Source organism: Polaromonas sp. P1_F2 (assembly GCF_056405735.1).
Genome location: NZ_JBFUBN010000011.1, coordinates 1 through 24,313, shown reverse-complemented (window position 1 = coordinate 24,313; position 24,313 = coordinate 1). Strand labels below are relative to the sequence as shown.

The 24,313-nt window shown below is 63.8% G+C and carries 24 protein-coding genes; 23 read left to right on the top strand and 1 reads right to left on the bottom strand.

Features of this window, described 5'->3' with window-relative positions; translation table 11 throughout:
- Window positions 1-15: 15 nt before the first annotated feature.
- Window positions 16-1,002: a malate dehydrogenase gene (locus tag AC1D0O_RS19530; protein ID WP_477655145.1), complete on the bottom strand. Its 987-nt coding sequence runs from the start codon at window positions 1,000-1,002 to the stop codon at window positions 16-18.
- A gap of 327 nt (window positions 1,003-1,329) precedes the next feature.
- Here AC1D0O_RS19530 and AC1D0O_RS19525 point away from each other — a divergent pair, with 327 nt between their 5' ends.
- The 23 genes from AC1D0O_RS19525 to AC1D0O_RS19415 form a co-directional block, all read left to right on the top strand.
- Entirely contained in the window at window positions 1,330-2,127 is a 798-nt protein-coding gene (locus AC1D0O_RS19525; protein ID WP_477655144.1) for a GntR family transcriptional regulator, read from the top strand.
- Window positions 2,128-2,248: 121 nt separating this feature from the next.
- Window positions 2,249-2,695 (top strand): succinate dehydrogenase, cytochrome b556 subunit, encoded by a 447-nt coding sequence (gene sdhC, locus AC1D0O_RS19520; RefSeq protein WP_477655143.1) that lies wholly within the window; start codon window positions 2,249-2,251, stop codon window positions 2,693-2,695.
- Between the two features lie 18 nt (window positions 2,696-2,713).
- Window positions 2,714-3,079, top strand: coding sequence for a succinate dehydrogenase, hydrophobic membrane anchor protein (sdhD, locus tag AC1D0O_RS19515; RefSeq protein WP_436153630.1), 366 nt, complete (start codon window positions 2,714-2,716; stop codon window positions 3,077-3,079).
- A gap of 52 nt (window positions 3,080-3,131) precedes the next feature.
- Window positions 3,132-4,925 carry a succinate dehydrogenase flavoprotein subunit gene (gene sdhA, locus AC1D0O_RS19510; protein ID WP_477655142.1) on the top strand — a complete coding sequence of 598 codons (1,794 nt, stop codon included), beginning with the start codon at window positions 3,132-3,134 and terminating at the stop codon, window positions 4,923-4,925.
- A 51-nt stretch (window positions 4,926-4,976) separates the two neighbouring features.
- A complete protein-coding gene (locus tag AC1D0O_RS19505) occupies window positions 4,977-5,681 on the top strand; it encodes a succinate dehydrogenase iron-sulfur subunit (protein ID WP_436153628.1) in 705 nt (234 codons plus the stop codon).
- A 19-nt stretch (window positions 5,682-5,700) separates the two neighbouring features.
- Window positions 5,701-6,009: an FAD assembly factor SdhE gene (locus tag AC1D0O_RS19500; protein WP_436153627.1), complete on the top strand. Its 309-nt coding sequence runs from the start codon at window positions 5,701-5,703 to the stop codon at window positions 6,007-6,009.
- A gap of 49 nt (window positions 6,010-6,058) precedes the next feature.
- A complete protein-coding gene (gene gltA, locus AC1D0O_RS19495; RefSeq protein ID WP_477655141.1) occupies window positions 6,059-7,369 on the top strand; it encodes a citrate synthase in 1,311 nt (436 codons plus the stop codon).
- Window positions 7,370-7,553: 184 nt separating this feature from the next.
- Window positions 7,554-8,528 carry a LysR family transcriptional regulator gene (locus AC1D0O_RS19490; RefSeq protein ID WP_477655140.1) on the top strand — a complete coding sequence of 325 codons (975 nt, stop codon included), beginning with the start codon at window positions 7,554-7,556 and terminating at the stop codon, window positions 8,526-8,528.
- A 44-nt stretch (window positions 8,529-8,572) separates the two neighbouring features.
- Window positions 8,573-9,994 carry a 3-isopropylmalate dehydratase large subunit gene (leuC, locus tag AC1D0O_RS19485; protein WP_477655139.1) on the top strand — a complete coding sequence of 474 codons (1,422 nt, stop codon included), beginning with the start codon at window positions 8,573-8,575 and terminating at the stop codon, window positions 9,992-9,994.
- Between the two features lie 24 nt (window positions 9,995-10,018).
- Window positions 10,019-10,156, top strand: coding sequence for an entericidin A/B family lipoprotein (locus AC1D0O_RS19480; protein WP_477655138.1), 138 nt, complete (start codon window positions 10,019-10,021; stop codon window positions 10,154-10,156).
- Window positions 10,157-10,807 (top strand): 3-isopropylmalate dehydratase small subunit, encoded by a 651-nt coding sequence (leuD, locus tag AC1D0O_RS19475; RefSeq protein WP_477655137.1) that lies wholly within the window; start codon window positions 10,157-10,159, stop codon window positions 10,805-10,807.
- A gap of 67 nt (window positions 10,808-10,874) precedes the next feature.
- Window positions 10,875-11,945 carry a 3-isopropylmalate dehydrogenase gene (gene leuB, locus AC1D0O_RS19470; RefSeq protein WP_477655136.1) on the top strand — a complete coding sequence of 357 codons (1,071 nt, stop codon included), beginning with the start codon at window positions 10,875-10,877 and terminating at the stop codon, window positions 11,943-11,945.
- A gap of 286 nt (window positions 11,946-12,231) precedes the next feature.
- Window positions 12,232-13,371, top strand: a complete 1,140-nt coding sequence (gene asd, locus AC1D0O_RS19465; protein WP_477655135.1) for an aspartate-semialdehyde dehydrogenase — start codon at window positions 12,232-12,234, stop codon at window positions 13,369-13,371.
- Between the two features lie 253 nt (window positions 13,372-13,624).
- Complete coding sequence (locus tag AC1D0O_RS19460) at window positions 13,625-16,339, top strand: FimV/HubP family polar landmark protein (protein ID WP_477655134.1); 2,715 nt, start codon at window positions 13,625-13,627, stop codon at window positions 16,337-16,339.
- 39 nt (window positions 16,340-16,378) lie between these two features.
- Entirely contained in the window at window positions 16,379-17,173 is a 795-nt protein-coding gene (gene truA, locus AC1D0O_RS19455) for a tRNA pseudouridine(38-40) synthase TruA (RefSeq protein WP_477655133.1), read from the top strand.
- Window positions 17,170-17,898 (top strand): phosphoribosylanthranilate isomerase, encoded by a 729-nt coding sequence (locus AC1D0O_RS19450; RefSeq protein ID WP_477655132.1) that lies wholly within the window; start codon window positions 17,170-17,172, stop codon window positions 17,896-17,898. Before truA ends, AC1D0O_RS19450 begins: the two co-directional genes overlap by 4 nt.
- A complete protein-coding gene (trpB, locus tag AC1D0O_RS19445) occupies window positions 17,876-19,177 on the top strand; it encodes a tryptophan synthase subunit beta (RefSeq protein ID WP_477655131.1) in 1,302 nt (433 codons plus the stop codon). The genes AC1D0O_RS19450 and trpB overlap by 23 nt, the downstream gene beginning before the upstream one ends.
- Entirely contained in the window at window positions 19,174-19,992 is an 819-nt protein-coding gene (trpA, locus tag AC1D0O_RS19440) for a tryptophan synthase subunit alpha (protein WP_477655130.1), read from the top strand. Before trpB ends, trpA begins: the two co-directional genes overlap by 4 nt.
- Before the next feature lie 108 nt (window positions 19,993-20,100).
- Complete coding sequence (accD, locus tag AC1D0O_RS19435; RefSeq protein ID WP_477655129.1) at window positions 20,101-20,973, top strand: acetyl-CoA carboxylase, carboxyltransferase subunit beta; 873 nt, start codon at window positions 20,101-20,103, stop codon at window positions 20,971-20,973.
- A gap of 116 nt (window positions 20,974-21,089) precedes the next feature.
- On the top strand, window positions 21,090-21,749 hold the full coding sequence (locus AC1D0O_RS19430) for an LON peptidase substrate-binding domain-containing protein (protein ID WP_477655128.1): 660 nt from the start codon (window positions 21,090-21,092) through the stop codon (window positions 21,747-21,749).
- A 142-nt stretch (window positions 21,750-21,891) separates the two neighbouring features.
- Window positions 21,892-23,457 (top strand): lysine--tRNA ligase, encoded by a 1,566-nt coding sequence (gene lysS, locus AC1D0O_RS19425; protein WP_477655127.1) that lies wholly within the window; start codon window positions 21,892-21,894, stop codon window positions 23,455-23,457.
- Between the two features lie 35 nt (window positions 23,458-23,492).
- The gene (locus tag AC1D0O_RS19420) at window positions 23,493-24,017 is read left to right on the top strand and encodes a YgjP-like metallopeptidase domain-containing protein (RefSeq protein WP_477655126.1); all 525 of its coding nucleotides are present in this window, start codon (window positions 23,493-23,495) and stop codon (window positions 24,015-24,017) included.
- A 150-nt stretch (window positions 24,018-24,167) separates the two neighbouring features.
- Window positions 24,168-24,313 (top strand): helix-turn-helix domain-containing protein (locus tag AC1D0O_RS19415; protein ID WP_477655287.1); only part of this gene is annotated, 146 nt, incomplete at its 3' end.

The following is a 24,313-nucleotide window of genomic DNA, read 5'->3' as shown; positions in this document are numbered from 1 at the left end:
CGTACTGCGTACCGTTTACAGGAGGTGCTTGACGCCGTCCTGCTCACCCTTGAGCTCGTCCAGCGTCTTGTTGATGCGTTCCTGGCTGAAGGCGTCGATTTCCAGGCCTTCGACGAGTTTGTACTCGCCGTTTTCGCAGGTCACGGGGAAACCGAACATGACATCCTTAGGGATGCCGTACTGGCCGTCCGACGGAATGCCCATGGTGACCCACTTGCCGTTGGTGCCCAGCGCCCAGTCGCGCATGTGGTCGATCGCGGCGTTAGCGGCGGAAGCTGCCGAGGACAAGCCGCGCGCTTCAATGATGGCGGCGCCGCGCTTGCCGACGGTGGGCAGGAACACATTGGCGTTCCATTCCTGGTCGTTGATCATCTTGGCGACGCTTTCGCCCTTGATGGTGGCGAAGCGGTAGTCGGCGTACATCGTGGGCGAGTGGTTGCCCCAGACGGTGAGTTTTTCGATGTCGGCCACGGCTTTGCCGGTCTTGGCGGCGATCTGGCTGGCGGCACGGTTGTGGTCCAGGCGCAGCATGGCGGTGAAGTTCTTGCGCGGCAGGTCGGGTGCGCTCTTCATGGCGATGTAGGCGTTGGTGTTGGCGGGGTTGCCGACCACCAGCACCTTGACGTTGCGGCTGGCGACGGCGTTGAGCGCCTTGCCCTGCGCCGTGAAGATGGCGCCGTTGACGGCCAGCAGTTCGGCGCGTTCCATGCCGGGGCCGCGTGGGCGCGAACCGACCAGCAGCGCGTAGTCAGCGTCCTTGAAGGCTTTCATTGGGTCGTCATACGCTTGCATACCGACCAGCAACGGGAAGGCGCAGTCGTCGAGTTCCATCATCACGCCCTTGAGCGCCTTCTGCGGGCCCTCAACAGGCACTTCGAGCAATTGCAGGATGACGGGCTGGTCCTTGCCGAGCATCTCGCCGGAGGCAATGCGAAACAGCAATGCGTAACCGATTTGGCCAGCTGCACCGGTGACTGCAACACGGACGGGTTTTTTGCTCATGATCGAGGGCTCCAGGAAAGTTAAGAATCGGTTGAATGAGGGTGTGATGTGAGATGTCTGGCGCGAGCCTGGGATATTCGGGGATGCTTGTTCAGGGTTTTAGCCCCTCAAAATCACCGCAAAATGGCAGGCCATGCACTGGCTCAGCCCAAGATTTTACGCTCGAAAAGTGACGGGCGTCAATTTGTCTTATGTCTTATATAAGATATGATTCAGGCTTGATTCGGACTTTATTTCCGGGATTGCCGCGTGCCTGTTGCGGCACCCCCTGCAACCCGCTTTAACCCGCCGCCAAACGCCACTTACTGCTGCTAACCTGCTGCTCCCATGGCCATCAACCCGTCCTCATTGACCGATTCCGCCACGCTTTCCGGCGATGCCGGCGCGGTTACCGGCGTGGCACCGGCCTTCAGCCCGCTCTACCAGCAGATCAAGGTGCTGATCCTGCAAAGCCTGCAGGCCGGTGAATGGAAACCCGGTGAGGCCATTCCCAGCGAGATGGACCTCGCCGCGCGTTTTCGCGTGAGCCAGGGCACGGTGCGCAAGGCGATCGACGAACTGGCGGCCGAGAACCTCGTGGTGCGCCGCCAGGGCAAGGGCACCTTTGTGGCCACGCATGCCGAGCAGCATGTGCAGTACCGCTTCCTGCGACTCATGCCCGACAGCGGCGACACCACCAGCGAAGGCCCGGCCGAGCGGCAGATCATCGATTGCAAGCGCCTGCGCGCGCCGGCCGACATCGCGCGCCCGCTCTCGCTGCGCACCGGCGACGCCGTGCTGCAGCTGCGCCGCGTGCTGGCCTTCCAGGGCACGCCGACCATTCTCGAAGACGTCTGGCTGCCGGGCGGCCCGTTCAAAGGCCTGACCGCCGAGCGACTGGCCACGCACCGCGGCCCCATGTACGCGCTGTTTGAAACCGAGTTCGGCGTGCGCATGGTGCGCGCCGAGGAAAAAATCCGCGCCGTCGCGGCCGATGAGGCCTCCGCCGCGCTGCTCAGCGTGCCGGTGGGCGCGCCGCTGCTCAGCGTGGAACGCACCGCCTATACCTACAACGACCTGCCCATGGAATTGCGCCGGGGCTTGTACCGCACCGACACCCATCACTACAAAAACGACCTTAGTTGACGGGAACCCTCAGGAAGCTGCAAACGTTTGTAAGCTGATTGTTGCGTTGCAATAGAATTCGGCTGTTTAGCTGTAATTGCAGACCCGGTTACCACCCAGTTACACCCACGAAAGCCTAAAAATGACAGAGCTGGCCTCCAAACAGCGTCCCAAGCGGCCCGAATTCCGCAACATCAACGCGCTCACCGACCTCCCCACCTACCGCTTCCCCGTCGCAAGCATCATCTCCATCCTGCATCGCATCAGCGGGGGCATCATGTTCCTGTTGCTGCCCTTCATCATCTGGATGTTCGACACCTCGATTTCTTCCGAGATCTCGTTCGAGAAATTCAAGGCGGCGTTCAACATCGGCATGCTGGGCCTGCCCGGCATCATCTGGAAGCTCGTGGCGCTGGCCCTGATCTGGGCCTACCTGCACCACTTCATCGCCGGCCTGCGCCATCTCTGGATGGACGTCAGCCACGCCGCCGTCAGCAAGGAGTTCGGCAAGTCGTCCGCCATCTTCACGCTGGTCGTGAGCATCGCCCTGACGCTGGTCCTCGGCGCCAAGCTGTTCGGCCTTTACTGATCACAAGGAGCACAAAAAATGGCAGTTAACTACGGCTCCAAGCGCATCGTTGTCGGTGCCCACTACGGCTTGCGCGACTGGCTCGCGCAACGCGTCACGGCCGTCCTGATGGCCCTCTTCACCGTGCTGCTGCTGGCCCAGGTCATCTTCAGCAAGGGCCCTATCGGCTACGACAAATGGGCCGGCATTTTCTCGGCGCAGTGGATGAAAGTGCTGACCTTCACGGTCATCATCGCCCTGCTCTACCACGTGTGGGTCGGCATGCGCGAGATCGGGATGGACTACCTCAAGGCGGCGTCCCTCAAACTCGTGCTGAATGTGTTCACCATCGTCTGGCTGGTGGCCTGCGCTGGCTGGGGCATCCAGGTCCTGTGGCGCCTCTGAGCCGCCACCGATCCCGCAGACCCGACAAGAAGACCGACACCCCACAAAAATCATGACCGCAACCTCCAAACTCCCCAAGCGCAAATTTGACGTCGTCATCGTCGGTGCCGGCGGCTCCGGCATGCGCGCCTCGCTGCAACTGGCGCGCGCCGGCCTCAATGTCGCCGTGCTCTCCAAAGTGTTCCCCACACGCTCGCACACCGTCGCGGCCCAGGGTGGCATCGGCGCCTCGCTCGGCAACATGAGCGAAGACAACTGGCACTACCACTTCTACGACACCGTCAAGGGCTCCGACTGGCTCGGCGACCAGGACGCGATCGAATACATGTGCCGCGAAGCACCCAAGGTCGTCTACGACCTCGAGCACATGGGCATGCCTTTCGACCGCAACCCCGACGGCACGATTTACCAGCGCCCCTTCGGTGGCCACACCGCCAACTACGGCGAAAAACCCGTGCAGCGCGCCTGCGCCGCGGCCGACCGCACCGGCCACGCCATGCTGCACACGTTGTACCAGCAAAACGTCAAGGAAAAAACCAGCTTCTTCGTCGAGTGGATGGCGCTGGACCTGATCCGCGATGCCGCGGGCGACGTCGTGGGTGTGACCGCCCTCGAAATGGAAACCGGCGACGTCCACATTTTTGAAGCCAAGACCACGCTGCTGGCCACCGGCGGCGCCGGCCGCATCTTTGCCGCGTCGACCAACGCCTTCATCAACACCGGCGACGGCCTGGGCATGGCGGCGCGCGCCGGCATCCCGCTGGAAGACATGGAGTTCTGGCAGTTCCACCCGACCGGCGTGGCCGGCGCCGGCGTACTGCTGACCGAAGGCTGCCGCGGCGAAGGCGCGATTTTGCGCAACAGCAACGGCGAGCGTTTCATGGAGCGCTACGCGCCCACGCTGAAAGACCTGGCGCCGCGCGACTTCGTCTCGCGCTCCATGGACCAGGAAATCAAGGAAGGCCGCGGCTGCGGCCCCAACAAGGACTACATCCTGCTGGACATGACCCACCTGGGCGTGGACGCCATCATGAAGCGCCTGCCCTCGGTGTTCGAGATCGGCCACAACTTCGCCAACGTCGACATCACCAAGGAACCGATTCCCGTGGTGCCGACCATCCACTACCAGATGGGCGGCATCCCGACCAACATCCACGGCCAGGTCGTCACGCAGGACGCCAGCAACCAGAGCCAGGTTGTCAACGGCCTCTACGCGGTGGGCGAATGCTCCTGCGTCAGCGTGCACGGCGCCAACCGCCTGGGCACCAACTCGCTGCTGGACCTGCTGGTCTTCGGCAAGGCCGCCGGCAACCACATCGTCGAGTTCGCCAAGACCACCACGCACAAGCCGCTGCCGGCTGACGCCGCCGACAAGACCCTGGCCCGCATCGCGCGCCTGGACAACGCGACCGACGGCGAATACGCCCAGGACGTGGCCAACGACCTGCGCGCCGCCATGCAGCAGCACGCCGGCGTGTTCCGTACCCAGGCCATCATGGACGAAGGCGTGAGCAAGATCGCCGCCCTGCGCGCGCGCGTCAACAGCATCGGCCTGAAAGACAAGTCCAAGATCTTCAACACCGCGCGCATCGAGGCGCTGGAGGTTGAGAACCTGATCGAGGCCGCGCAGGCCACCATCGTGTCGGCCGCCGCCCGCCGGGAAAGCCGCGGCGCGCATTCGGTCGACGACTACGGCGACACGCCCGAACACCCGAACGGCCGCAACGACACCGAATGGCACAAGCACACGCTGTGGTACAGCGAAGGCAGCCGCCTGGCCTACAAGGCGGTGCAGATGAAGCCCCTGACCGTCGAGTCTGTGCCGCTCAAGACGCGCACGTTCTAAAAAAAACAGCCCCGACAGACGGCCTGCGACCCCACAAGAAGCGAGAACCCCATGACCAAACGCACCTTCAAGATCTACCGCTACGACCCGGACACCGATGCCAAGCCCTATATGCAGACCATCGAGGTGGAGCTCGACGGCCATGAGCGCATGCTGCTGGACGCGCTGATGAAACTCAAGGCGCAGGATCCGTCCATCAGCTTTCGCCGCTCCTGCCGCGAAGGTGTCTGCGGCTCGGACGCGATGAACATCAATGGCAAGAACGGCCTGGCCTGCCTGACCAATATGCGCACGCTGCCCGAGGTCATCATCCTCAAGCCGCTGCCGGGCCTGCCCGTGGTGCGCGACCTGATCGTCGACATGACGCAGTTCTTCAAGCAGTACAACTCGATCAAGCCCTACCTGATCAACGACAACGTGCCGCCCGAGAAAGAGCGCCTGCAGAGCCCCGAAGAGCGCGAAGAGCTCAACGGCCTCTACGAGTGCATCCTGTGCGCCAGCTGCTCGACCTCCTGCCCCAGTTTCTGGTGGAACCCGGACAAGTTTGTCGGTCCGGCCGGCCTGCTGCAGGCCTACCGTTTCATCGCCGACAGCCGCGACGAAGCCACCGCCGAGCGCCTGGACAACCTTGAAGACCCCTACCGCCTGTTCCGCTGCCACACCATCATGAACTGCGTCGACGTCTGCCCCAAGGGCCTGAACCCGACGAAAGCCATCGGCAAGATCAAGGAAATGATGGTGATGAGGACAGTTTGACCGTCCACTGGCCGAAAATATGGAAACCGCCGACGCCCTGCTAGACGAGCGAGCCCTGAGCAAACTCAAGTGGCGCTGCCGGCGCGGCCTGCTCGAAAACGACCTGCTGATAGAGCGCTTCTTCCAGGGCCACGAGGCCACCCTCACCGTCAGGCAGGCTAAAGGGTTGAATGATTTAATGGAGTTGTCCGACAACGATTTGCTGGACCTGCTGTTAAAACGAAAAGAAGCCGGCCAGCTGCCCGATGAAGCCGCCAAGGCAAGCGCCTCTACTTCTGAAGCCCACGAGGTTTTAAAGTTGCTGCAGCCCGCGGCGCCGGCCCCCTGATTACCCGCCCGTCCCTCATTGACACTGATACGAAAGAAAGAAGCAAGAAATGAAGCTAGCTGACAACAAAGCCACCCTGTCCTTCAGCAACGGCAGCCCCAGCATCGACCTGCCGGTATACCAGGGCAATGTCGGCCCGGACGTCGTCGACATCCGCAAGCTGTACGCGCAGACCGGCATGTTCACCTATGACCCCGGTTTCCTGTCGACCGCCGCCTGCCAGTCGGCCATCACCTACATCGACGGCGACAAGGGCGAGCTGCTGTACCGCGGCTACCCCATCGAGCAGCTGGCCACCAACTGCGACTACATGGAAACCTGCCACCTGCTGCTGTACGGAGAGCTGCCCAATGTGGCGCAGAAGACCGACTTCGTGCACCGCGTGACCAACCACACCATGGTCAACGAGCAGATGCAGTTCTTCCTGCGCGGTTTCCGCCGCGACGCGCATCCGATGGCCATCATGACCGGCCTGGTCGGCGCCCTGTCGGCCTTCTACCATGACAGCACCGACATCAACAACCCGGAACACCGCGAAATCGCCGCGATCCGCCTGATCGCCAAGATGCCGACCCTGGTCGCCATGGCTTACAAGTACACCGTGGGCCAGCCCTACATGTACCCCAAGAACAACCTGAGCTACGCCGGCAACTTCCTGCACATGATGTTCGCCACGCCGTGCGAAGAGTACAAGGTCAACCCGGTGCTTGAACGCGCCCTGGACCGCATCTTCATCCTGCACGCCGACCACGAACAGAACGCCTCGACCTCCACCGTGCGCCTGTGCGGCTCCTCCGGCACCAACCCGTTTGCCGCCATCGCGGCCGGCGTGGCCTGCCTCTGGGGCCCGGCCCACGGCGGCGCCAACGAAGCGGCCCTCAACATGCTGGGCGACATCCAGAAGCAGGGCGGCGTCGAGAAAATCGGCGAATTCATCAAGCAGGTCAAGGACAAGAGCTCCGGCGTCAAGCTGATGGGTTTCGGCCACCGCGTCTACAAAAACTACGACCCGCGCGCCAAGCTCATGCAGGAAACCTGCAAGGAAGTGCTGCAGGAAATGGGCCTGGAAAACGACCCGCTGTTCAAGCTGGCCATGGCCCTGGAAAAGATCGCCCTGGAAGACGACTACTTCGTCTCGCGCAAGCTCTACCCCAACGTCGACTTCTACTCCGGCATCGTGCAGCGCGCCATCGGCATCCCCGTGCCGCTGTTCACCGCCGTGTTCGCCCTGGCCCGCACGGTCGGCTGGATCGCCCAGCTCAATGAAATGATCGGCGACCCCGAGTACAAGATCGGCCGCCCACGCCAGCTGTTCACCGGCTCCACGACCCGCCAGGTCCTGCCGCTGGCCAAGCGCTAAGCCACCCGCGCCCTGGCGCAAAGCCCGCCTGATGGCAACATCGGCGGGCTTTTTTACGTCCGAACCAGCGGAAAACGCCCATCGGCAAGCGGGTCATCGCGTATTGCGATGACAAAACCCGGTTCTTAGCGGCAAAATAGCGATCCACCGTCGTCGAACGCGATGACGCCACGCGACAAGCCCCATGAAAAGCTCAGAACGCAACTTTGCCCGCCGCATTGACCTGACCTCGCTTCAGCTCTTTGTGGCCGTGTGCGAGCTGGGCAGCATCGGCAAGGCGGCCGAGCGCGAATTCATCGCTGCCTCCGCCGTGAGCAAGCGCCTCTCCGACCTCGAGGCCACGCTGGACACCCCGCTGCTGTACCGCCACACCCGCGGCGTCGACCTGACGCCGGCCGGCGAAAGCCTGCTGCACCATGCGCGCTCGGTGCTGTTCAGCCTCGAGAAAATGCAGAGCGAACTCAGCGAATACGCCGACGGCGTGCGCGGCCATGTGCGCGTGCATGCCAGCATCTCGGCCATCGTGCAGTTCTTGCCCGAGGATCTGGGCGCTTTCACGCGAGAACACTCCGGCATCAAGATAGACCTCGAAGAGCACCTGAGCACCGAAGTCGTCCGCGCCGTGCAAGAGGGCGCGGCCGACCTGGGCATCTGCAACACCGCCGACGGCGCGGGCGACCTGCAGACCCTGCCCTACCGCACCGACAAACTCGTGCTCATCGTCCCGCGCGGCCATGCGCTGTGCGCACAGGGCGCCATCCGATTCGAAGCGGCGCTGGACTACGACCAGGTCGGCCTGCATTCCAACAGCTCGATTTACCTGGCCATGCGCGAGGCCGCGGCGCGGCTGGGACGCACCATCAAGCTGCGCATCCATGTGACCGGCCTGGACGCCATGTGCCGCATGATCCACAACGGCCTGGGTGTGGGCGTCATGCCGCAGCGCGCCTTTGAACTGACGCACGGCGTCGGCGAACTTGAATCCATTCCGCTGCTGGACAGCTGGGCGGAGCGCCAGATCCAGTTGGTGGCGCGCGACTTTTCCACCCTGCCGCTGACGGCGCGGCTGCTGGTCGACCACCTGACGCTGCCCGCACACCAAACCGGCAGCCTGAAGGCCGCGAAAAACGCGGCAGCCCCGGCCCACGCAGCCGCCTAAAATCACTCCACGACAGACGACAACAAGAGACCACGAAGGAAACCATGGGACGCACCCTCTACGACAAAATCTGGGACGAACACGTCGTCCATACCGAAGAAGACGGCACGGCCATCCTCTACATTGACCGCCACCTGGTGCACGAAGTCACCAGCCCGCAGGCCTTCGAAGGCCTGCGCGAGGCCGGCCGCAAGGTCTGGCGCATCAGCTCCATCGTCGCCACCGCCGACCACAACACGCCCACCACCGGCTGGGAGCTCGGTTACGACGGCATCACCGACCTGGTCAGCAAGGAACAGATCACCACGCTGGACAGCAACATCAAGGAATTCGGCGCGGCCGCCTTCTTCCCCTTCCTGTCCAAGCGCCAGGGCATCGTGCACGTCATCGGCCCCGAAAGCGGCGCCACCCTGCCCGGCATGACGGTGGTCTGCGGCGACTCGCACACCTCCACCCATGGCGCCTTCGGCGCGCTGGCGCACGGCATAGGCACCAGCGAGGTCGAGCACGTGATGGCCACGCAGACCCTGCTGGCCAAGAAGGCCAAGAACATGCTCGTGAAGGTCGAGGGCAAGCTCGCGCCCGGCCTGACCGGCAAGGACATCGTGCTGGCGATCATCGGCAAGATCGGCACGGCCGGCGGCACCGGCTACACGATCGAATTCGCCGGCTCGGCGATACGCGCGCTCAGCATGGAAGGCCGCATGACGGTCTGCAACATGGCGATTGAAGCGGGCGCGCGCGCCGGCCTGGTGGCGGTGGACCAGAAGACCATCGACTACGTCAAAGGCCGCCTGCTCTCGCCCACCGGCGTCGAATGGGACATGGCCGCCAAATACTGGAACACACTGCACTCCGATCCTGACGCCAAGTTCGACTCCGTGGTCGAACTCGACGCCAGCCAGATCCTGCCGCAGGTCACCTGGGGCACCTCGCCCGAAATGGTGCTGTCCATCGACGACCGCGTGCCCGACCCCGACAAGGAAAAAGACGCCAACAAGCGCGATGCCATCGAGCGCGCCCTGAAATACATGGGCCTGGAGCCCGGCAAGGCGCTGAACGACCTCTACATCGACAAGGTGTTCATCGGCTCCTGCACCAACAGCCGCATCGAGGACATGCGCGAAGCCGCGGCCGTGATCAAGAAGATAGGCCAGAAGGTCGCTAAAAATGTGAAGCTCGCGCTGGTGGTGCCGGGCTCCGGCCTGGTCAAGGAACAGGCCGAGCGCGAAGGCCTGGACAAGATTTTTGTGGCCGCCGGCTTTGAGTGGCGTGAACCGGGCTGCTCCATGTGCCTGGCCATGAACGCCGACCGGCTGGAGCCGGGCGAGCGCTGCGCCTCCACCAGCAACCGCAACTTCGAAGGCCGCCAGGGCGCCGGCGGGCGCACCCACCTGGTCAGCCCCGCGATGGCGGCGGCGGCGGCCGTGCACGGCCACTTTGTCGATATCCGGAAATTTGTCTAACCACCAGCCCCAGGAGGAACTTCCATGAAAAAAATCAAAACCCTGCTTGCGCTGTCACTGGCCTCTGCGGCCGTTCTGCTGGCCGGATGCAACACCTTCCGGGGTGTCGGGCAAGACGTCCAGAAGGTCGGCGAAAAAATCGAAAACGCCGCAAAGAAGTAAATGAAAAAATTCACCGTACACAAGGGCCTCGTGGCCCCCATGGATCGCGAGAACGTCGACACCGACGCCATCATCCCCAAGCAGTTCCTCAAGTCCATCCGCAAGACGGGCTTCGGGCCCAACCTGTTTGACGAATGGCGTTACCTGGACGCGGGCTTTCCCGGGCAGGACCCGGCCACGCGCAAGCCCAACCCCGACTTCGTGCTGAACCAGCCGCGCTACGCCGGTGCCTCCGTCCTGCTGGCGCGCAAGAACTTCGGCTGCGGCTCCTCGCGCGAACACGCACCCTGGGCGCTGGACCAGTACGGCTTTCGCGCCATCATCGCGCCCAGTTACGCCGACATCTTCTTCAACAACAGCTTCAAGAACGGCCTGCTGCCCATCGTGCTGCCCGAGGCGCAGGTGGCCCAGCTGTTCGACGAAGCGCTGGCCTTCCCCGGCTACCAGCTCACGGTGGACCTGGAGCGCCAGGTCGTCGTCAAGCCGCAAGGCGAGGAGCTCCCCTTCGAGGTGCAGGCCTTCCGCAAGTACTGCCTGCTCAACGGCCTGGACGACATCGGCCTGACCCTGCGCCAGAGCGACAAGATCAAGGCCTTTGAAGCCGAGCGCCTGGCGACCAAGCCGTGGCTGAGCCACACCGCCGCGGGCTGAACACCCTTCCCAAGAATCCGCCGCGGGCCGCCCCCAAGGGCGCGCGCGGCCATCACAAAGACAGCAAATGAAAATCGCAATCCTGCCGGGTGACGGCATCGGCACTGAAATCGTCGCGGAAGCCGTCAAGGTCCTGAAGGCGCTTGACCTGAAGTTCGAAACCGAAAGCGCGCTGGTCGGCGGCGCCGCCTACGAGGCCCACGGCCATCCATTGCCCGAAGCCACGCTCAAGCTCGCCAAGGACGCCGACGCCGTGCTGTTCGGCGCGGTCGGCGACTGGAAATACGACAAGCTCGACCGGCCGCTTCGCCCCGAGCAGGCCATCCTGGGCCTGCGCAAGAACCTGGGCCTGTTCGCCAACTTCCGCCCCGCGATCTGCTACGCCCAACTGGTCGACGCCTCCAGCCTCAAGCGCGAACTGGTGTCCGGCCTGGACATCCTCATCATCCGCGAGCTGACCGGCGACATCTACTTCGGTCAGCCGCGCGGCCGCCGCGTCTCGCCCGACGGCCACTTCCCCGGCTCGGAAGAGGCTTTCGACACCATGCGCTATTCGCGCCCCGAAATCGAACGCATCGCCCACGTCGCCTTCCAGGCGGCCCGCAAACGCGACAAGCGCGTGACCAGCGTCGACAAAGCCAATGTGCTGGAAACCTTTCAGCTCTGGAAAGACGTGGTCACCGAGGTCGGCAAGGAGTACCCCGACGTCGCGCTGGACCACATGTACGTGGACAACGCCGCCATGCAGCTGGTCAAGGCGCCCAAGAAGTTTGACGTGGTGGTCACCGGCAATATGTTCGGCGACATCTTGAGCGACGCCGCCGCCATGCTGACCGGCTCCATCGGCATGCTGCCCTCAGCCAGCCTGAACGACAAAAACCAGGGCCTGTACGAGCCCAGCCACGGCAGCGCGCCCGACATCGCCGGCAAGGGCGTGGCGAATCCGTTGGCGACGATTTTGAGCGCGGCCATGATGCTGCGCTTCAGCCTGAACCAGCCCGAAGCCGCCGCCCGCATCGAAAAAGCCGTGGACGCCGTGCTGAGCCAGGGCCTGCGCACACCCGACATCTACAGCGAAGGCACGACCAAGGTCGGCACGGTGCAGATGGGTGATGCTGTCGTAAAAGCCTTGGCCTGACGTTTTTTTGCAGCAAACCACCTCAAACCGGCGTCAAAACACGGGTTTGAGGCAGTTGTCAGTCTCGGCAAAGCCAAGCCTGGCTACAATCGACACCTATGCGCAAAAACCCCGCTTTCACCCACTGCCCCGCCGCCCTGCGCGCGGGACGTGCGGCGCCGGTTTTTGCCCAGATCACCAAAACGACCACCATTAAAGGCTAGCAAGCCTGGTTCGTCGTGCCCTGCCGGCTCGATGAGCCGGGCCAAAAAGCCATTTTTATGTACTTTTTGAAGGGGCAGTTCCAATGAAACTCAAAGGCAATCTCACCGGGCTCGTCGGCTGGCGCGGCATGGTCGGCTCGGTCCTGATCGACCGCATGCAGGCTGAAGGCGATTTCGACCTGATCGAGCCGGTGTTCTTCTCGACCTCCAACGCGGGCGGCAAAGCCCCCGCCCAGGCGAAGAACGAGACCACGCTGAAAGACGCCTTTGACATTGAAGCCCTGAAGAAGTGCGACGTCATCATCACGGCCCAGGGCGGCGACTACACCTCCGAGGTCTTCCCCAAGCTGCGCGCGGCCGGCTGGAAGGGCCACTGGATCGACGCGGCCTCCACGCTGCGCATGAACGACGACGCCGTCATCATCCTGGACCCGGTCAACCTGCCCGTGATCCAGAACGCGCTGGCCAAGGGCGGCAGCAACTGGATCGGCGGCAACTGCACGGTCAGCTGCATGCTGATGGGCGTGGGCGCGCTGTATAAGGCCGGCCTGGTCGAGTGGATGACCAGCATGACCTATCAAGCGGCCTCGGGCGGCGGCGCGCAGCACATGCGCGAACTGCTCACGCAGTTCGGCACGCTGAACAGCGAGGTCCGTACGCTGCTGAACGACCCCAAGTCGGCGATCCTCGAGATCGACCGCCGCATCCTGGCCAAACAACAGGGCCTGGGCGCCGCCGAAACCGCCAACTTCGGCGTGCCGCTGGGCGGTTCGCTGATCCCCTGGATCGACAAGGACCTGGGCAACGGCATGAGCAAGGAAGAATGGAAGGGCGGCGCCGAGACCAACAAGATCCTCGGCCAGGGCGCGAGCTTCGGCACCGCCGAAACCCCAGTTGACGGCTTCTGCGTGCGCATAGGCGCCATGCGCTGCCACAGCCAGGCGCTGACTTTCAAGCTCAAGAAGGACGTGCCGCTGGCCGACATCGAGGCCATGATCGCGGCCGACAACGAATGGGTCAAAGTCGTGCCAAACACGCGCGAAGCCTCCATCCAGGACCTCACGCCTGTGGCCGTCACCGGCACCATGCAGATCCCGGTGGGCCGCCTGCGCAAGCTGGCCATGGGCCCCGACTACCTGGGCGCCTTCACCGTGGGCGACCAGCTGCTGTGGGGCGCCGCCGAACCGCTGCGCCGCATGCTGCGCATCTTGCTGCAGGCATGAATTAATTGAGGTGAGCGGCTGCCAACATACAGCCGCCCATCCGTAACTACATGTCACAAGACGTTGTCGTCAGACAACATCCGAAACTTGTAAGTTGCTGCTAACTCGCTGTGTCAAAACTTAAGTGGTGTCTTAGCTTGTCAGCCTAATGCCTTGATGTTAAGGTTGTTTTTCGAAAATTCGCATCGAGGTTTTTGTGCGCTTAAGCAGAATAAAGTTACATGCAGACCGAGCACTGGAGGCTCACAACCCCATGAATAATCGCGGTCGTTGGCGTATCGGCGCCCTGGCAAGTGCCATTGCACTGCTGGGCAGCCTGGCAAGTCTGGAAGCCCACGCGCTCGCGCTGGGCCGTATCACGGTTCAATCGGCATTGGGCGAACCCCTACGCGCCGAAATCGAGATCCCCGACATCAAACCGGAGGAAGCCTCCAGCCTCAAGGCCGGCGTGGCGCCGGTCGACGCCTTCAAGGCGGCCGGGCTTGAATACGGCAGCGTCGTTTCCGGTGTCGAAGTCACCCTGCAACGCCGCCCTGACGGACGCTCCTTTCTGCGCCTGAGCAGCAACCGTCCCGTCACCGAGCCTTTTGTCGACCTGATCCTGGAAGCCAGCTGGGCCAACGGCCGCATCACACGCGACTACACCATGCTGTTCGACCCGCCGGCCCTGCGCTCGGGTACAGCGGTCGCGCCCACGGCACCCGTGCTGTCTTCTCGTCCCTCGGCCCCTCCCGCCAAGGGCATTGCCTCCATCCCCTATTCGCCGCCAGCCGGCCCCAGCACCCGGCCCGCGCCGGTCGCCAAGGCCCCTGCCGTGCCCCTCGAAAAAGTACCGGCCGGCGGTGACAAACAGGTCACCGTCAAAGCCGGCGACACCGCCGGCAAGATCGCCGCCCAGAACAAGCCCGCCAGCGTGTCGCTGGACCAGATGCTGGTCGCCCTGCTGCGCAGCAATCCGGACGCTTTCATCGGCGGCAACGTGAACCGCATCAAGTCGGGCGCTGTGCTCGACATTCCGGGCGCCGAAACGGCCGGAGCGCTTTCCGCCGGCGAAGCCACCCAGACCATCGTCGCGCAAAGCAAGGACTTCAACAGCTTCCGCCGCAAGCTCGCCGAAGGCGTGCCGGCCACCCAGATGGCCAGCGCGGACCGCCAGGCCGGCGGCAAGGTGCAGGCCAAGGTCGAAGACCGCGCGCCCGCCAGCACCACCCCCGACAAGCTGACCCTCTCCAAGGGCGCCATCCAGGGCAAGGCAGCCCCCACGGCGGCCGAAGACAAGATCGCCAAGGAACGCCAGGCCAAGGAAGCCTCCACGCGCGTGGCCGAGCTGTCCAAGAACATCAGCGAGCTGAACAAGCTGGGCGGCGCCCCCACGGCGGCGCCCGCAGCCAGTGCGGCAAAAGCCCCCGGTGTGGCGGTTCCCGCGCCTGCCAGCGTGCCAACCCTGGCGGCCCCCGCCCCGGCCGCAACGCCTGCACCCGCGGCGCCATCCGCCGCCGCCCCGGGCGTAACACCCGCACCAGCCCCGGCTGCTGCCGTCACGCCATCGCCGGCGCCCGCCAGCAGCGCGCCAGCTGCGGCCGCTTCCGCATCCGAAGCTTCCACCAGCGTGGCCCCGGTAGCTGCGGCCTCCCAGCCCGCACCGGCCACCAGTGCCGCGGTCGCGCCAGCTGTGGCCGCCGCCAAAAAGCCCGTCGCAGTCCCGCCGCCACCACCCGAACCCAGCCTGGTCGACGAACTGCTCGACAACCCGCTGGTACTCCCCATCGCCGGCGGCCTGCTGCTGCTGCTGGCCGGTTTCGGCTTTTACCGCTATCGCCAGCGTGGCGGTGCGGCCCAGGTCGACAGCTCCTTCCTTGAAAGCAGGCTGCAACCGGATTCTTTTTTCGGCGCCAGCGGCGGCCAAAGAATTGACACGAATGAAGGCAACGCCACGGGCTCGTCCCTGGTGTATTCGCCGAGTCAATTGGATGCCGCTGGCGACGTCGACCCGGTAGCCGAAGCTGATGTGTACCTGGCCTATGGACGAGACCTGCAGGCCGAGGAAATCCTGAAGGAGGCCATGCGCACCAGCCCGATGCGCGTCGCCATCCATGCCAAGCTGATGGAAATCTACGCCAAGCGCCGCGACAGCAAGGCCTTTGAAACCGTGGCCATCGAGGCGTTCAACCTCACCCACGGCAGCGGCCCCGAATGGGCCTACATCACCGAGATGGGCCGTGAACTGGACCCCGCCAACCCGATGTACCAGCCAGGTGGGCAGCCAGCGGGCAGCGCCCATGCGGGCGGCACCTCGGCGTTCAGCCCGGGCGGCACCGTGGCCATGGTCGCTCAGCCGGCGCATGTTCCCGCGCCCACGCCTTCGATGGATGTCGACCTCGACCTGGACTTCTCGCTCGATGACGAACCCGGTGCGGCCACCACCCCAGCCGTGATCTCGGCCCCGCCACCTCCGCCGCCCGCTCCCGCGCGCGTCGAGCCCACGGTGGCCATGAAGGCGCAGGAACCGGCCCCGCTGAACATGGATTTCAGCAGCGCCACAGTGGCGCTGCCCACGGCCAAGCCACCAGCGCCGGCTGCCAAACCCGCCGAAGCCGCGCTCGATGCCTCTTTCCTCGACGAAGGCCTGAACTTCACGCCCGAACCGTTCACACCGGCCCCCAAACCGGCGCCCGCCCCCGTGAAAGCGGCGGCAGCCCCGGCGCCAGAGCCGGTAACTGACAACGGCATGCTGGAGTTCGACCTCGGTTCGCTGTCACTGGACCTGAACGGCCCCACGACGGAAAGCCCGGACCACCCGATGGAAGTCACGTCCGACGACCCGCTGGAAACCAAATTCCTGCTGGCCGAAGAATTCCGGTCGCTGGGCGATTCGGATGGCGCCAGGTCCCTGGCCGAAGAGGTGATGGCCGAAGCCAAGGGTCCGCTGAAGGTCAAGGCGCAGGCCTTCCTGAACGCCCTGTCGTGAGCGCAGCCTGAACGCGCCGCGTTCACTGCGTCCCCCCCCGTGAGGATTGCACTCGGCGTCAGCTACAACGGCAGCGGCTACGAAGGCTGGCAAAGCCAGCTTTCGGGCAACACGGTGCAAGACAAGCTGGAGCTGGCGCTGGGCAAATTCGCCGCCCAGTCCATCCGCACCCTGTGCGCGGGCCGCACCGACGCCGGCGTGCACGGCCTGATGCAGGTCGTGCACTTCGATACGCCCCTGCAGCGCGACATTGCCTCCTGGGTGCGCGGTACCAACGCCTTTCTGCCCTCAGACATCGCCGTGCAGTGGGCACGCGAGGTCCCCGATGAATTCCATTGCCGCGGCAGCGCCATCGCCCGCCGCTATGCCTATGTGGTACTGGAGTCGCCGGTGCGCCCCAGCGTGGAAGCCGGGCGTGTCGGCTGGGTCTACCGGCCGCTGGACGAGGCGGCCATGCGGCAGGCCGTCACCTACCTCGTAGGCGAACATGATTTCAGCTCCTTCCGCGCCGCGCAGTGCCAGGCCAAGTCCCCCGTCAAAACCATCAGCCGCATTGAGATTTCGCACCGCGGTGAGCCAGGTGCCAGGTACTGGCGCTTCGAGTTCGAGGCCAACGCCTTTTTGCACCACATGATCCGCAACATCATGGGCTGCCTGGTGGCCATAGGCCAGGGCAACTACCCGCCGGACTGGCTGGCCGCGGTGATGGCCGCGCGCAGCCGCGATGCCGCCGCGCCCACATTTTCACCGGATGGCCTGTACTTTCTGGGCCCCGTGTACGAAGACCACTACGGCCTCCCGGCTCGCACACCAGCCTATGATTGGCTTCCATGACGCCCGCCACCACCCGTACCCGCATCAAGATCTGCGGCCTGACCCGCGAAGAAGACGTGGATGCCGCCGTGGCGGCCGGCGCGGATGCGGTCGGTTTTGTGATGTACGAGGCCAGCCCGCGTTACGTGACGGCCGAGCACGCCGCCGGACTGGCCCGCCGCCTGCCGCCCTTCATCACGCCGGTGCTGCTCTTCGTCAACGCGCCCGCAGCCCAAATCAGCGCCGCCTGCGCCCTCATCCCCACGGCCTTTCTGCAGTTTCACGGGGACGAGACGCCTGAAGACTGCCTTTCAGCCGGACGGCCCTTCATGCGCGCGGCACGCATCCCATTGGGTGAAAAATCAGCCGAAAACACCCCGGGCTCCCCAGGCGGCTTTGATCTCGTAAAATATGCCCAGGACTTCAAGGCCGCACAAGCCATCCTTCTCGACGCTCATGTCGAAGGTTATGGCGGCGGCGGGAAAACATTCAATTGGTCACTTCTTCCTCCAAACGTCAGCGCTCACCTCGTTTTGTCTGGTGGATTGACGCCTGCAAACGTGATCGATGGCATTTCGCAAGTCAGGCCGCGTTGCACAACGCTGGCCGTTGATGTCAGTTCCGGCGTCGAGATTTCCAAGGGAATCAAAAGCGCCGACAAAATCAACCAGTTCGTCGCGGCCGTTCGCGCCGCCGACGAATTACTTGCAAAGAGTCCCCATCATGTACGAGTACCACCAGCCTGACGTTTCAGGCCATTTCGGAATTTACGGCGGCAGTTTCGTTTCGGAAACGCTGACCCACGCGATCAACGAGCTGAAAGACGCTTACGCCAAATACCAGCACGACCCGGAGTTCATCGCCGAATTCCAGTCCGAACTGGCGCATTTCGTGGGCCGCCCCTCCCCGATCTACCACGCCGCGCGCATGAGCCGCGAACAGGGCGGCGCGCAGATTTACCTCAAGCGCGAAGACCTCAACCACACCGGCGCGCACAAGATCAACAACACCATAGGCCAGGCCATGCTGGCACGCCGCATGGGCAAGCCGCGTGTTATCGCCGAGACCGGCGCCGGCCAGCACGGCGTGGCCACCGCCACGATCTGCGCGCGCTACGGCCTGGAATGCGTGGTCTACATGGGTAGCGAGGACGTCAAGCGCCAAAGCCCCAACGTCTACCGCATGAACCTGCTGGGCGCCACGGTGGTGCCGGTCGAAAGCGGCAGCAAGACGCTGAAAGACGCGCTCAACGAGGCCATGCGCGACTGGGTCGCCAACGTCGACAACACCTTCTACATCATCGGCACGGTGGCGGGCCCGCACCCCTACCCCATGATGGTCCGCGACTTCCAGAGCGTGATCGGCGCCGAATGCCTGCAGCAGATGCCGGAGTTCATCGGCAACAAGCAGCCCGACGCGGTGATCGCCTGCGTGGGCGGCGGCAGCAATGCCATGGGCATCTTCCACCCCTATATCCAGCACGCCAAAACCCGCCTGATCGGCGTGGAAGCGGCCGGCGAAGGCCTGGAAAGCGGCAAGCATTCGGCCTCGCTGCAGCGCGGCCTGCCTGGCGTGCTGCACGGCAACCGCACCTATGTGCTGCAAAACGAGGACGGCCAGGTCACCGAGACCCACAGCATCAGCGCCGGGCTCGACTACCCCGGCGTGGGCCCTGAACATGCCTTCCTCAAGGACATAGGCCGCGCCGAATACGTCGGCATCACCGACAAGGAAGCCCTGGAAGCCTTTCACTACCTGTGCCGCACCGAAGGCATCATTCCCGCGCTTGAATCCAGCCATGCCGTGGCCTGCGCCATGAAAATGGCGCGCAGCATGCGCAGCGACCAAAGCCTGCTCGTGTGCCTGTCGGGCCGGGGCGACAAGGACATCGGCACGGTGGCCGACCTCTCGGGGGCCGACTTCTACGACCGGCCGTCCATGCGCGGCCTGTCCGTCAAGGGCGGGTCGGCTTCGCCGGCATCCTTCGACGCCAGCGGCGCCAAGGGAAGCGGGGTGCAGTCATGAGCCGCATTGCCTCCACCTTCTCCACGCTCAAAAGCCAGGGCCGCAAGGCCTTGATCCCTTACGTCACCGCGGGCTTCCCGTTTGCCGACGTCACGCCCGAGCTGATGCACGCCATGGTGGCCGGCGGGGCCGACGTGATCGAGCTGGGCGTACCGTTTTCCGACCCCAGCGCCGACGGCCCGGTGATCCAGAAAGCCGGCGACAAGGCCCTGTCCTTCGGCGTCGGCCTGGCCCAGGTGCTGGACATGGTGCGCCAGTTCCGCGCCAAGGACAGTGCAACGCCCGTGGTCCTGATGGGCTACGCCAACCCGGTGGAGCGCTACGACATCAAGCACGGCGGCAGCAAGACCGAAAGCGCCTTCATCCGCGACGCCGCCCAAGCCGGCGTGGATGGCGTGCTCATCGTCGACTACCCGCCCGAGGAATGCGTGGAATTCGCCGCCCGCCTGCGCGCGCACGGCATGGACCTGATCTTTCTGCTGGCCCCCACCAGCACCGACAAGCGCATGGCCCAGGTGGCTGAAGTCGCCAGCGGTTATGTCTATTACGTCTCGCTCAAGGGCGTGACCGGCGCGGGCACGCTGGACGTGGACGCCGTCGAGGCCATGCTGCCGCGCATACGCAAACATGTGAACGTGCCCGTGGGCGTGGGCTTCGGCATCCGCGACGCAGCCACGGCCAAGGCCATCGGCAAGGTGGCCGATGCGGTGGTCATCGGCAGCAAGATCATCCAGCTGATCGAAAACCAGCCGCGCGACAAGGTGGCGGCCGTTGCACAGGCGTTTTTGACGGAAATCCGTACTGCTTTGGACTGACTTTTGCGCTGGCCGGTACCGGGTTGAAGCCTGGGGAAACCGGCGCATAATTGCGCTTTTCGCCCGGCGGGGCCTCAGGCCCCGCCCGATACCACAAGGACTGACTTCATGTCTTGGCTAGAAAAACTGCTTCCCCCCAAAATCAGCCCCACCGACCCGACGGAGCGCCGCCAGGTACCCGAGGGCCTGTGGATCAAATGCCCCAGCTGCGAAGCGGTGCTCTACAAGACCGACCTGGAAAAAAACCAGAACGTCTGCCCGCAATGCAGCCACCACCACCGCATAGGCGCCCGCGCCCGGCTGGACGCCTTCCTGGATCCGGAAGGCCGCTACGAGCTGGGCCAGGAAGTGCTGCCGGTTGACGCCCTCAAATTCAAGGACAGCCGCAAATACCCCGAACGCCTCAAGGAAGCCCTGGAAAACACCCAGGAAACCGATGCGCTCATCGTCATGGGCGGCGCGGTGCACAGCATAGGCGTGGTCGTGGCCTGCTTTGAGTTCGACTTCATGGGCGGCAGCATGGGCAGTGTGGTGGGCGAGCGCTTCGTGCGCGGCGTGCACGCCGCCATCGAGCAAAAAGTACCCTTCATCTGCTTTACCGCCACTGGCGGCGCGCGCATGCAGGAAGGCCTGCTCAGCCTCATGCAGATGGCCAAAACCAATGCTGCGCTGACCCGCCTGGCCAAAAAAGGCCTGCCCTACATCAGCGTGCTGACCGACCCGACCATGGGCGGGGTGAGCGCCGGCTTCGCTTTTGTCGGCGACGTGGTCATTGCCGAGCCCAAGGCCCTGATCGGTTTTGCCGGCCCGCGCGTGATTGAATCCACCGTGCGCGTGACGCTGCCGGAAGGTTTCCAGCGCGCCGAGTTCCTGCAGACCAAAGGCGCGATCGACTTCATCTGCGACCGCCGCGAACTGCGCAAGACCGTGGCCAGTTCACTGGCCATGCTGCTCAGGCAGCCGGCCGACGCCGTCAGTTGAGAACCTGGCAAGCCTGAATAGCCCCTGAAGCAAGGCGTATTAGCCGCACGAAAAGTGCACCGCTTGGGTCACATGGGATGATGTGGTTCACGGCCCCCCAAAGCACGATGAGAACCATGCCAGAAGCTTTGACCTTGAGCTCCCTTCCCCTGTTCCCGCTGGGCGCGGTGCTGTTTCCGGGCGGCATTTTGCCGCTGCGCATCTTTGAAGTGCGCTACCTCGACATGATAGGCAAGTGCCACAAGGCAGGCGCGCCCTTCGGCGTGGTGTCGCTGACAGAAGGCTCGGAAGTGCGGCGTCCCGCAGACACTGGCCCCGCCGGCGACGGCTTTGCGCACGAGGCCTTCAGCACGGTCGGCACCCTGGCCACCATCACCGAGTTTTCCTTGCCGCAGCCGGGCCTGATGGTGATCCGCTGCGTCGGCGCGCAGCGCTTTGAAATCTCGCGCCGCGAAAAACTCAAGCACGGCTTGTGGATCGCCGACGTCACCCGGCTGGAAGACGACCAGGCCGTAAAAATCCCGCCCGACCTGCAAGGCACGGCCGACGCGCTGGGCAAGCTGATCAGAAGTCTGCAGGAGCGCGAGGTGCCGCAGGCCCAGATGCCGCTGCAGTCGCCCTACCGGCTTGACGATTGCGGCTGGGTCTCAAACCGCTGGTGCGAACTGCTGCCGATTCCGCTGGAGCTCAAGCAGCGCCTGATGCAGCTGGACAACCCCCTGATGCGGCTGGAGCTGGTGAGCGACATCCTTGAGCGCACCGGCATCGCGCTTTAAGGGCCTGTTGGCGATCTCAACGCCTTTTCAGGCGGCCGTGCCAAAACGCCCCTGTTAAAACTTAAAATCGACAATTCGGCGCTTTTCGGGCCTCCCCCTGAACGCAAGGCGTCTGACTCCTTTGGACTTTTTCCGGAACCCTATGTCTATACAGCCGACTCCGCCCACCCCCAGCAACGCCGCCCTCGCTCCGCAAGATGAGAATCAACTCATCGTTGAACGCCGCGAAAAGCTCAAGGCCTTGCGCAAAGACCAGGCGGACGGAAAAGGCGTGGCCTTCCCTAACGATGTCAAGCCGACGCACCGTGCTGCCGCGCTGTTTGAGCAATACGACAGCAAGACAAAGGAAGAACTCGACGAATTGGCGCTCAAGGTCCACGTCGCAGGTCGAATGATGCTCAAGCGCGTGATGGGCAAGGCCAGCTTCGCCACCATCCAGGACGCGTCGCTGGGCTCTTCAAACGGTCGCATCCAGCTGTATATCAAAAACGACGGCGTGGGCGAGGAAGTCCACAAAGCCTTCAAGCATTGGGACCTGGGCGACATCATCGAAGCCACCGGGACCTTATTCCGCACCAATGCAGGCGAACTCTCAGTCAACGCCGACAGCATCCGACTGGTGACCAAAAGCCTGCGTCCGCTGCCCGACAAGTTCCACGGCATGGCTGACCAGGAGGTCAAGTACCGCCAGCGTTATGTGGACCTGATCATGGACCCGGAGGCGCGCAAGCGCTTCATGTCGCGCAGCAAGGCCGTCAGCAGTATTCGCGAATTCATGATCGCCAACGAATTCCTGGAAGTCGAGACCCCGATGCTGCACCCGATCCCGGGCGGCGCAAATGCAAAACCGTTCAAGACGCACCACAATGCGCTCGACCAGGAAATGTTTTTGCGCATTGCTCCCGAGCTCTACCTCAAACGGCTGATCGTCGGCGGCTTTGAGCGCGTGTTCGAGATCAACCGCAGCTACCGCAACGAGGGCATCAGCGTCCGCCACAACCCCGAGTTCACCATGATGGAGTTCTACGCCGCGTGGTGGAACTACTCGGACTTGATGAGTTTCACCGAATCGCTGATCCGCGACGTCGCCCAGAAGGTCACCGGCTCCCTGCAGCTGACTTACGCCGAAAAGCCCGTGGACCTGAGCCAGCCCTTTGAACGCCTGACCATTCGCGAAGCCATCCTCAAGCACACCGAAGCCGGCGAGCACGTGGACGACACCGTGTGGCTGACCAATGCCCTCAAAAAGCTGGGCATGAACGAGGAAAAAGACCGCCTCTCGACCCGTTCGCTGGCCAGCCTGCAGGTGCTGTACTTCGAGGAGTTGGTCGAAGAAAAACTCTGGCAGCCAACCTTCATCATGGAACACCCGACGGAAATCTCGCCGCTGGCGCGCGCCAATGACAGCCGGCCCGAAGTGACCGAGCGCTTTGAGCTCTACATCACCGGCCGCGAATTCGGCAACGGTTTCAGCGAGCTCAACGACGCCGAAGAACAGGCCGCCCGCTTCAACGCGCAAGTCGCGGCCAAGGACAGCGGCGACGACGAAGCCATGTTCTACGACCACGACTTCGTGCGCGCCCTCGAATACGGCATGCCGCCCACCGGCGGCTGCGGCGTGGGCATTGACCGCCTCATGATGCTGCTGACCGACAGCCCGAGCATTCGGGACGTGATTCTCTTCCCCGCGCTGCGTCGCGAGGCCTGAAGCGGAACCGGTGAGGCGCCCGGCCTGAATCCCTGATGGCCAGTGCCTCCCCCTTGAAGTACCTTTCCGGCTATCCGGAAAATCTGCGGGTCCAGGTTCAGCAATTGCTGGATCAGGGCCGGCTGGGCGAGGTTCTGCTCGCCAAGTATCCGCAGGGGCACGGCGTGCGGACCGACAAGGCGCTATACGACTACGTGATGGATCTCAAGAACGATTTCCTGCGCAGCTCCGAGCCCCTATCCAAGGTGGCGTTTGACAGCAAACTCCACGTCATCGCACACGCACTGGGCACCCACACCACCGTCTCACGCGTGCAAGGCAACAAGCTCAAGGCCAAACGCGAGATCCGCGTCGCCACCCTGTTCAAGGACGTGCCGGCGGAGTTTTTGCGCATGATCACGGTGCATGAGCTGGCGCACATCAAGGAGAGAGACCATGACAAGGCTTTCTACCAGTTGTGTACGCATATGGAGCCGCAGTATCACCAGTATGAATTTGATTTGCGGGTTTATCTGACCCACCTGGAGCTGGTGGGGAAGCTGGCCTGGCCGGGGAGTTAGGGCCGGTTCTTGCTCCGGCCTTCGCGCTCTTTGCTGAGGCTTGCTGGCCGGGGGTTGCCCGGCAGCAAGTAACTTTCTTTTGCTTCGCCAAAAGAAAGTCACGGCGGATTCAAGGACCAAGTGCAACACTTCCAATCCAAGAGGAGTTGCATGACAAGAACATATCGACAATTGAGTGCCGAAGAGCGAGGCACGGTAATGGGCATGAAGCTGCACAATTGCAGCATCCGCAAGATTGCGAGAGTGCTGGGGCGATCACCGAGCACGATCTCGCGCGAACTGCGCCGCAATGGCTG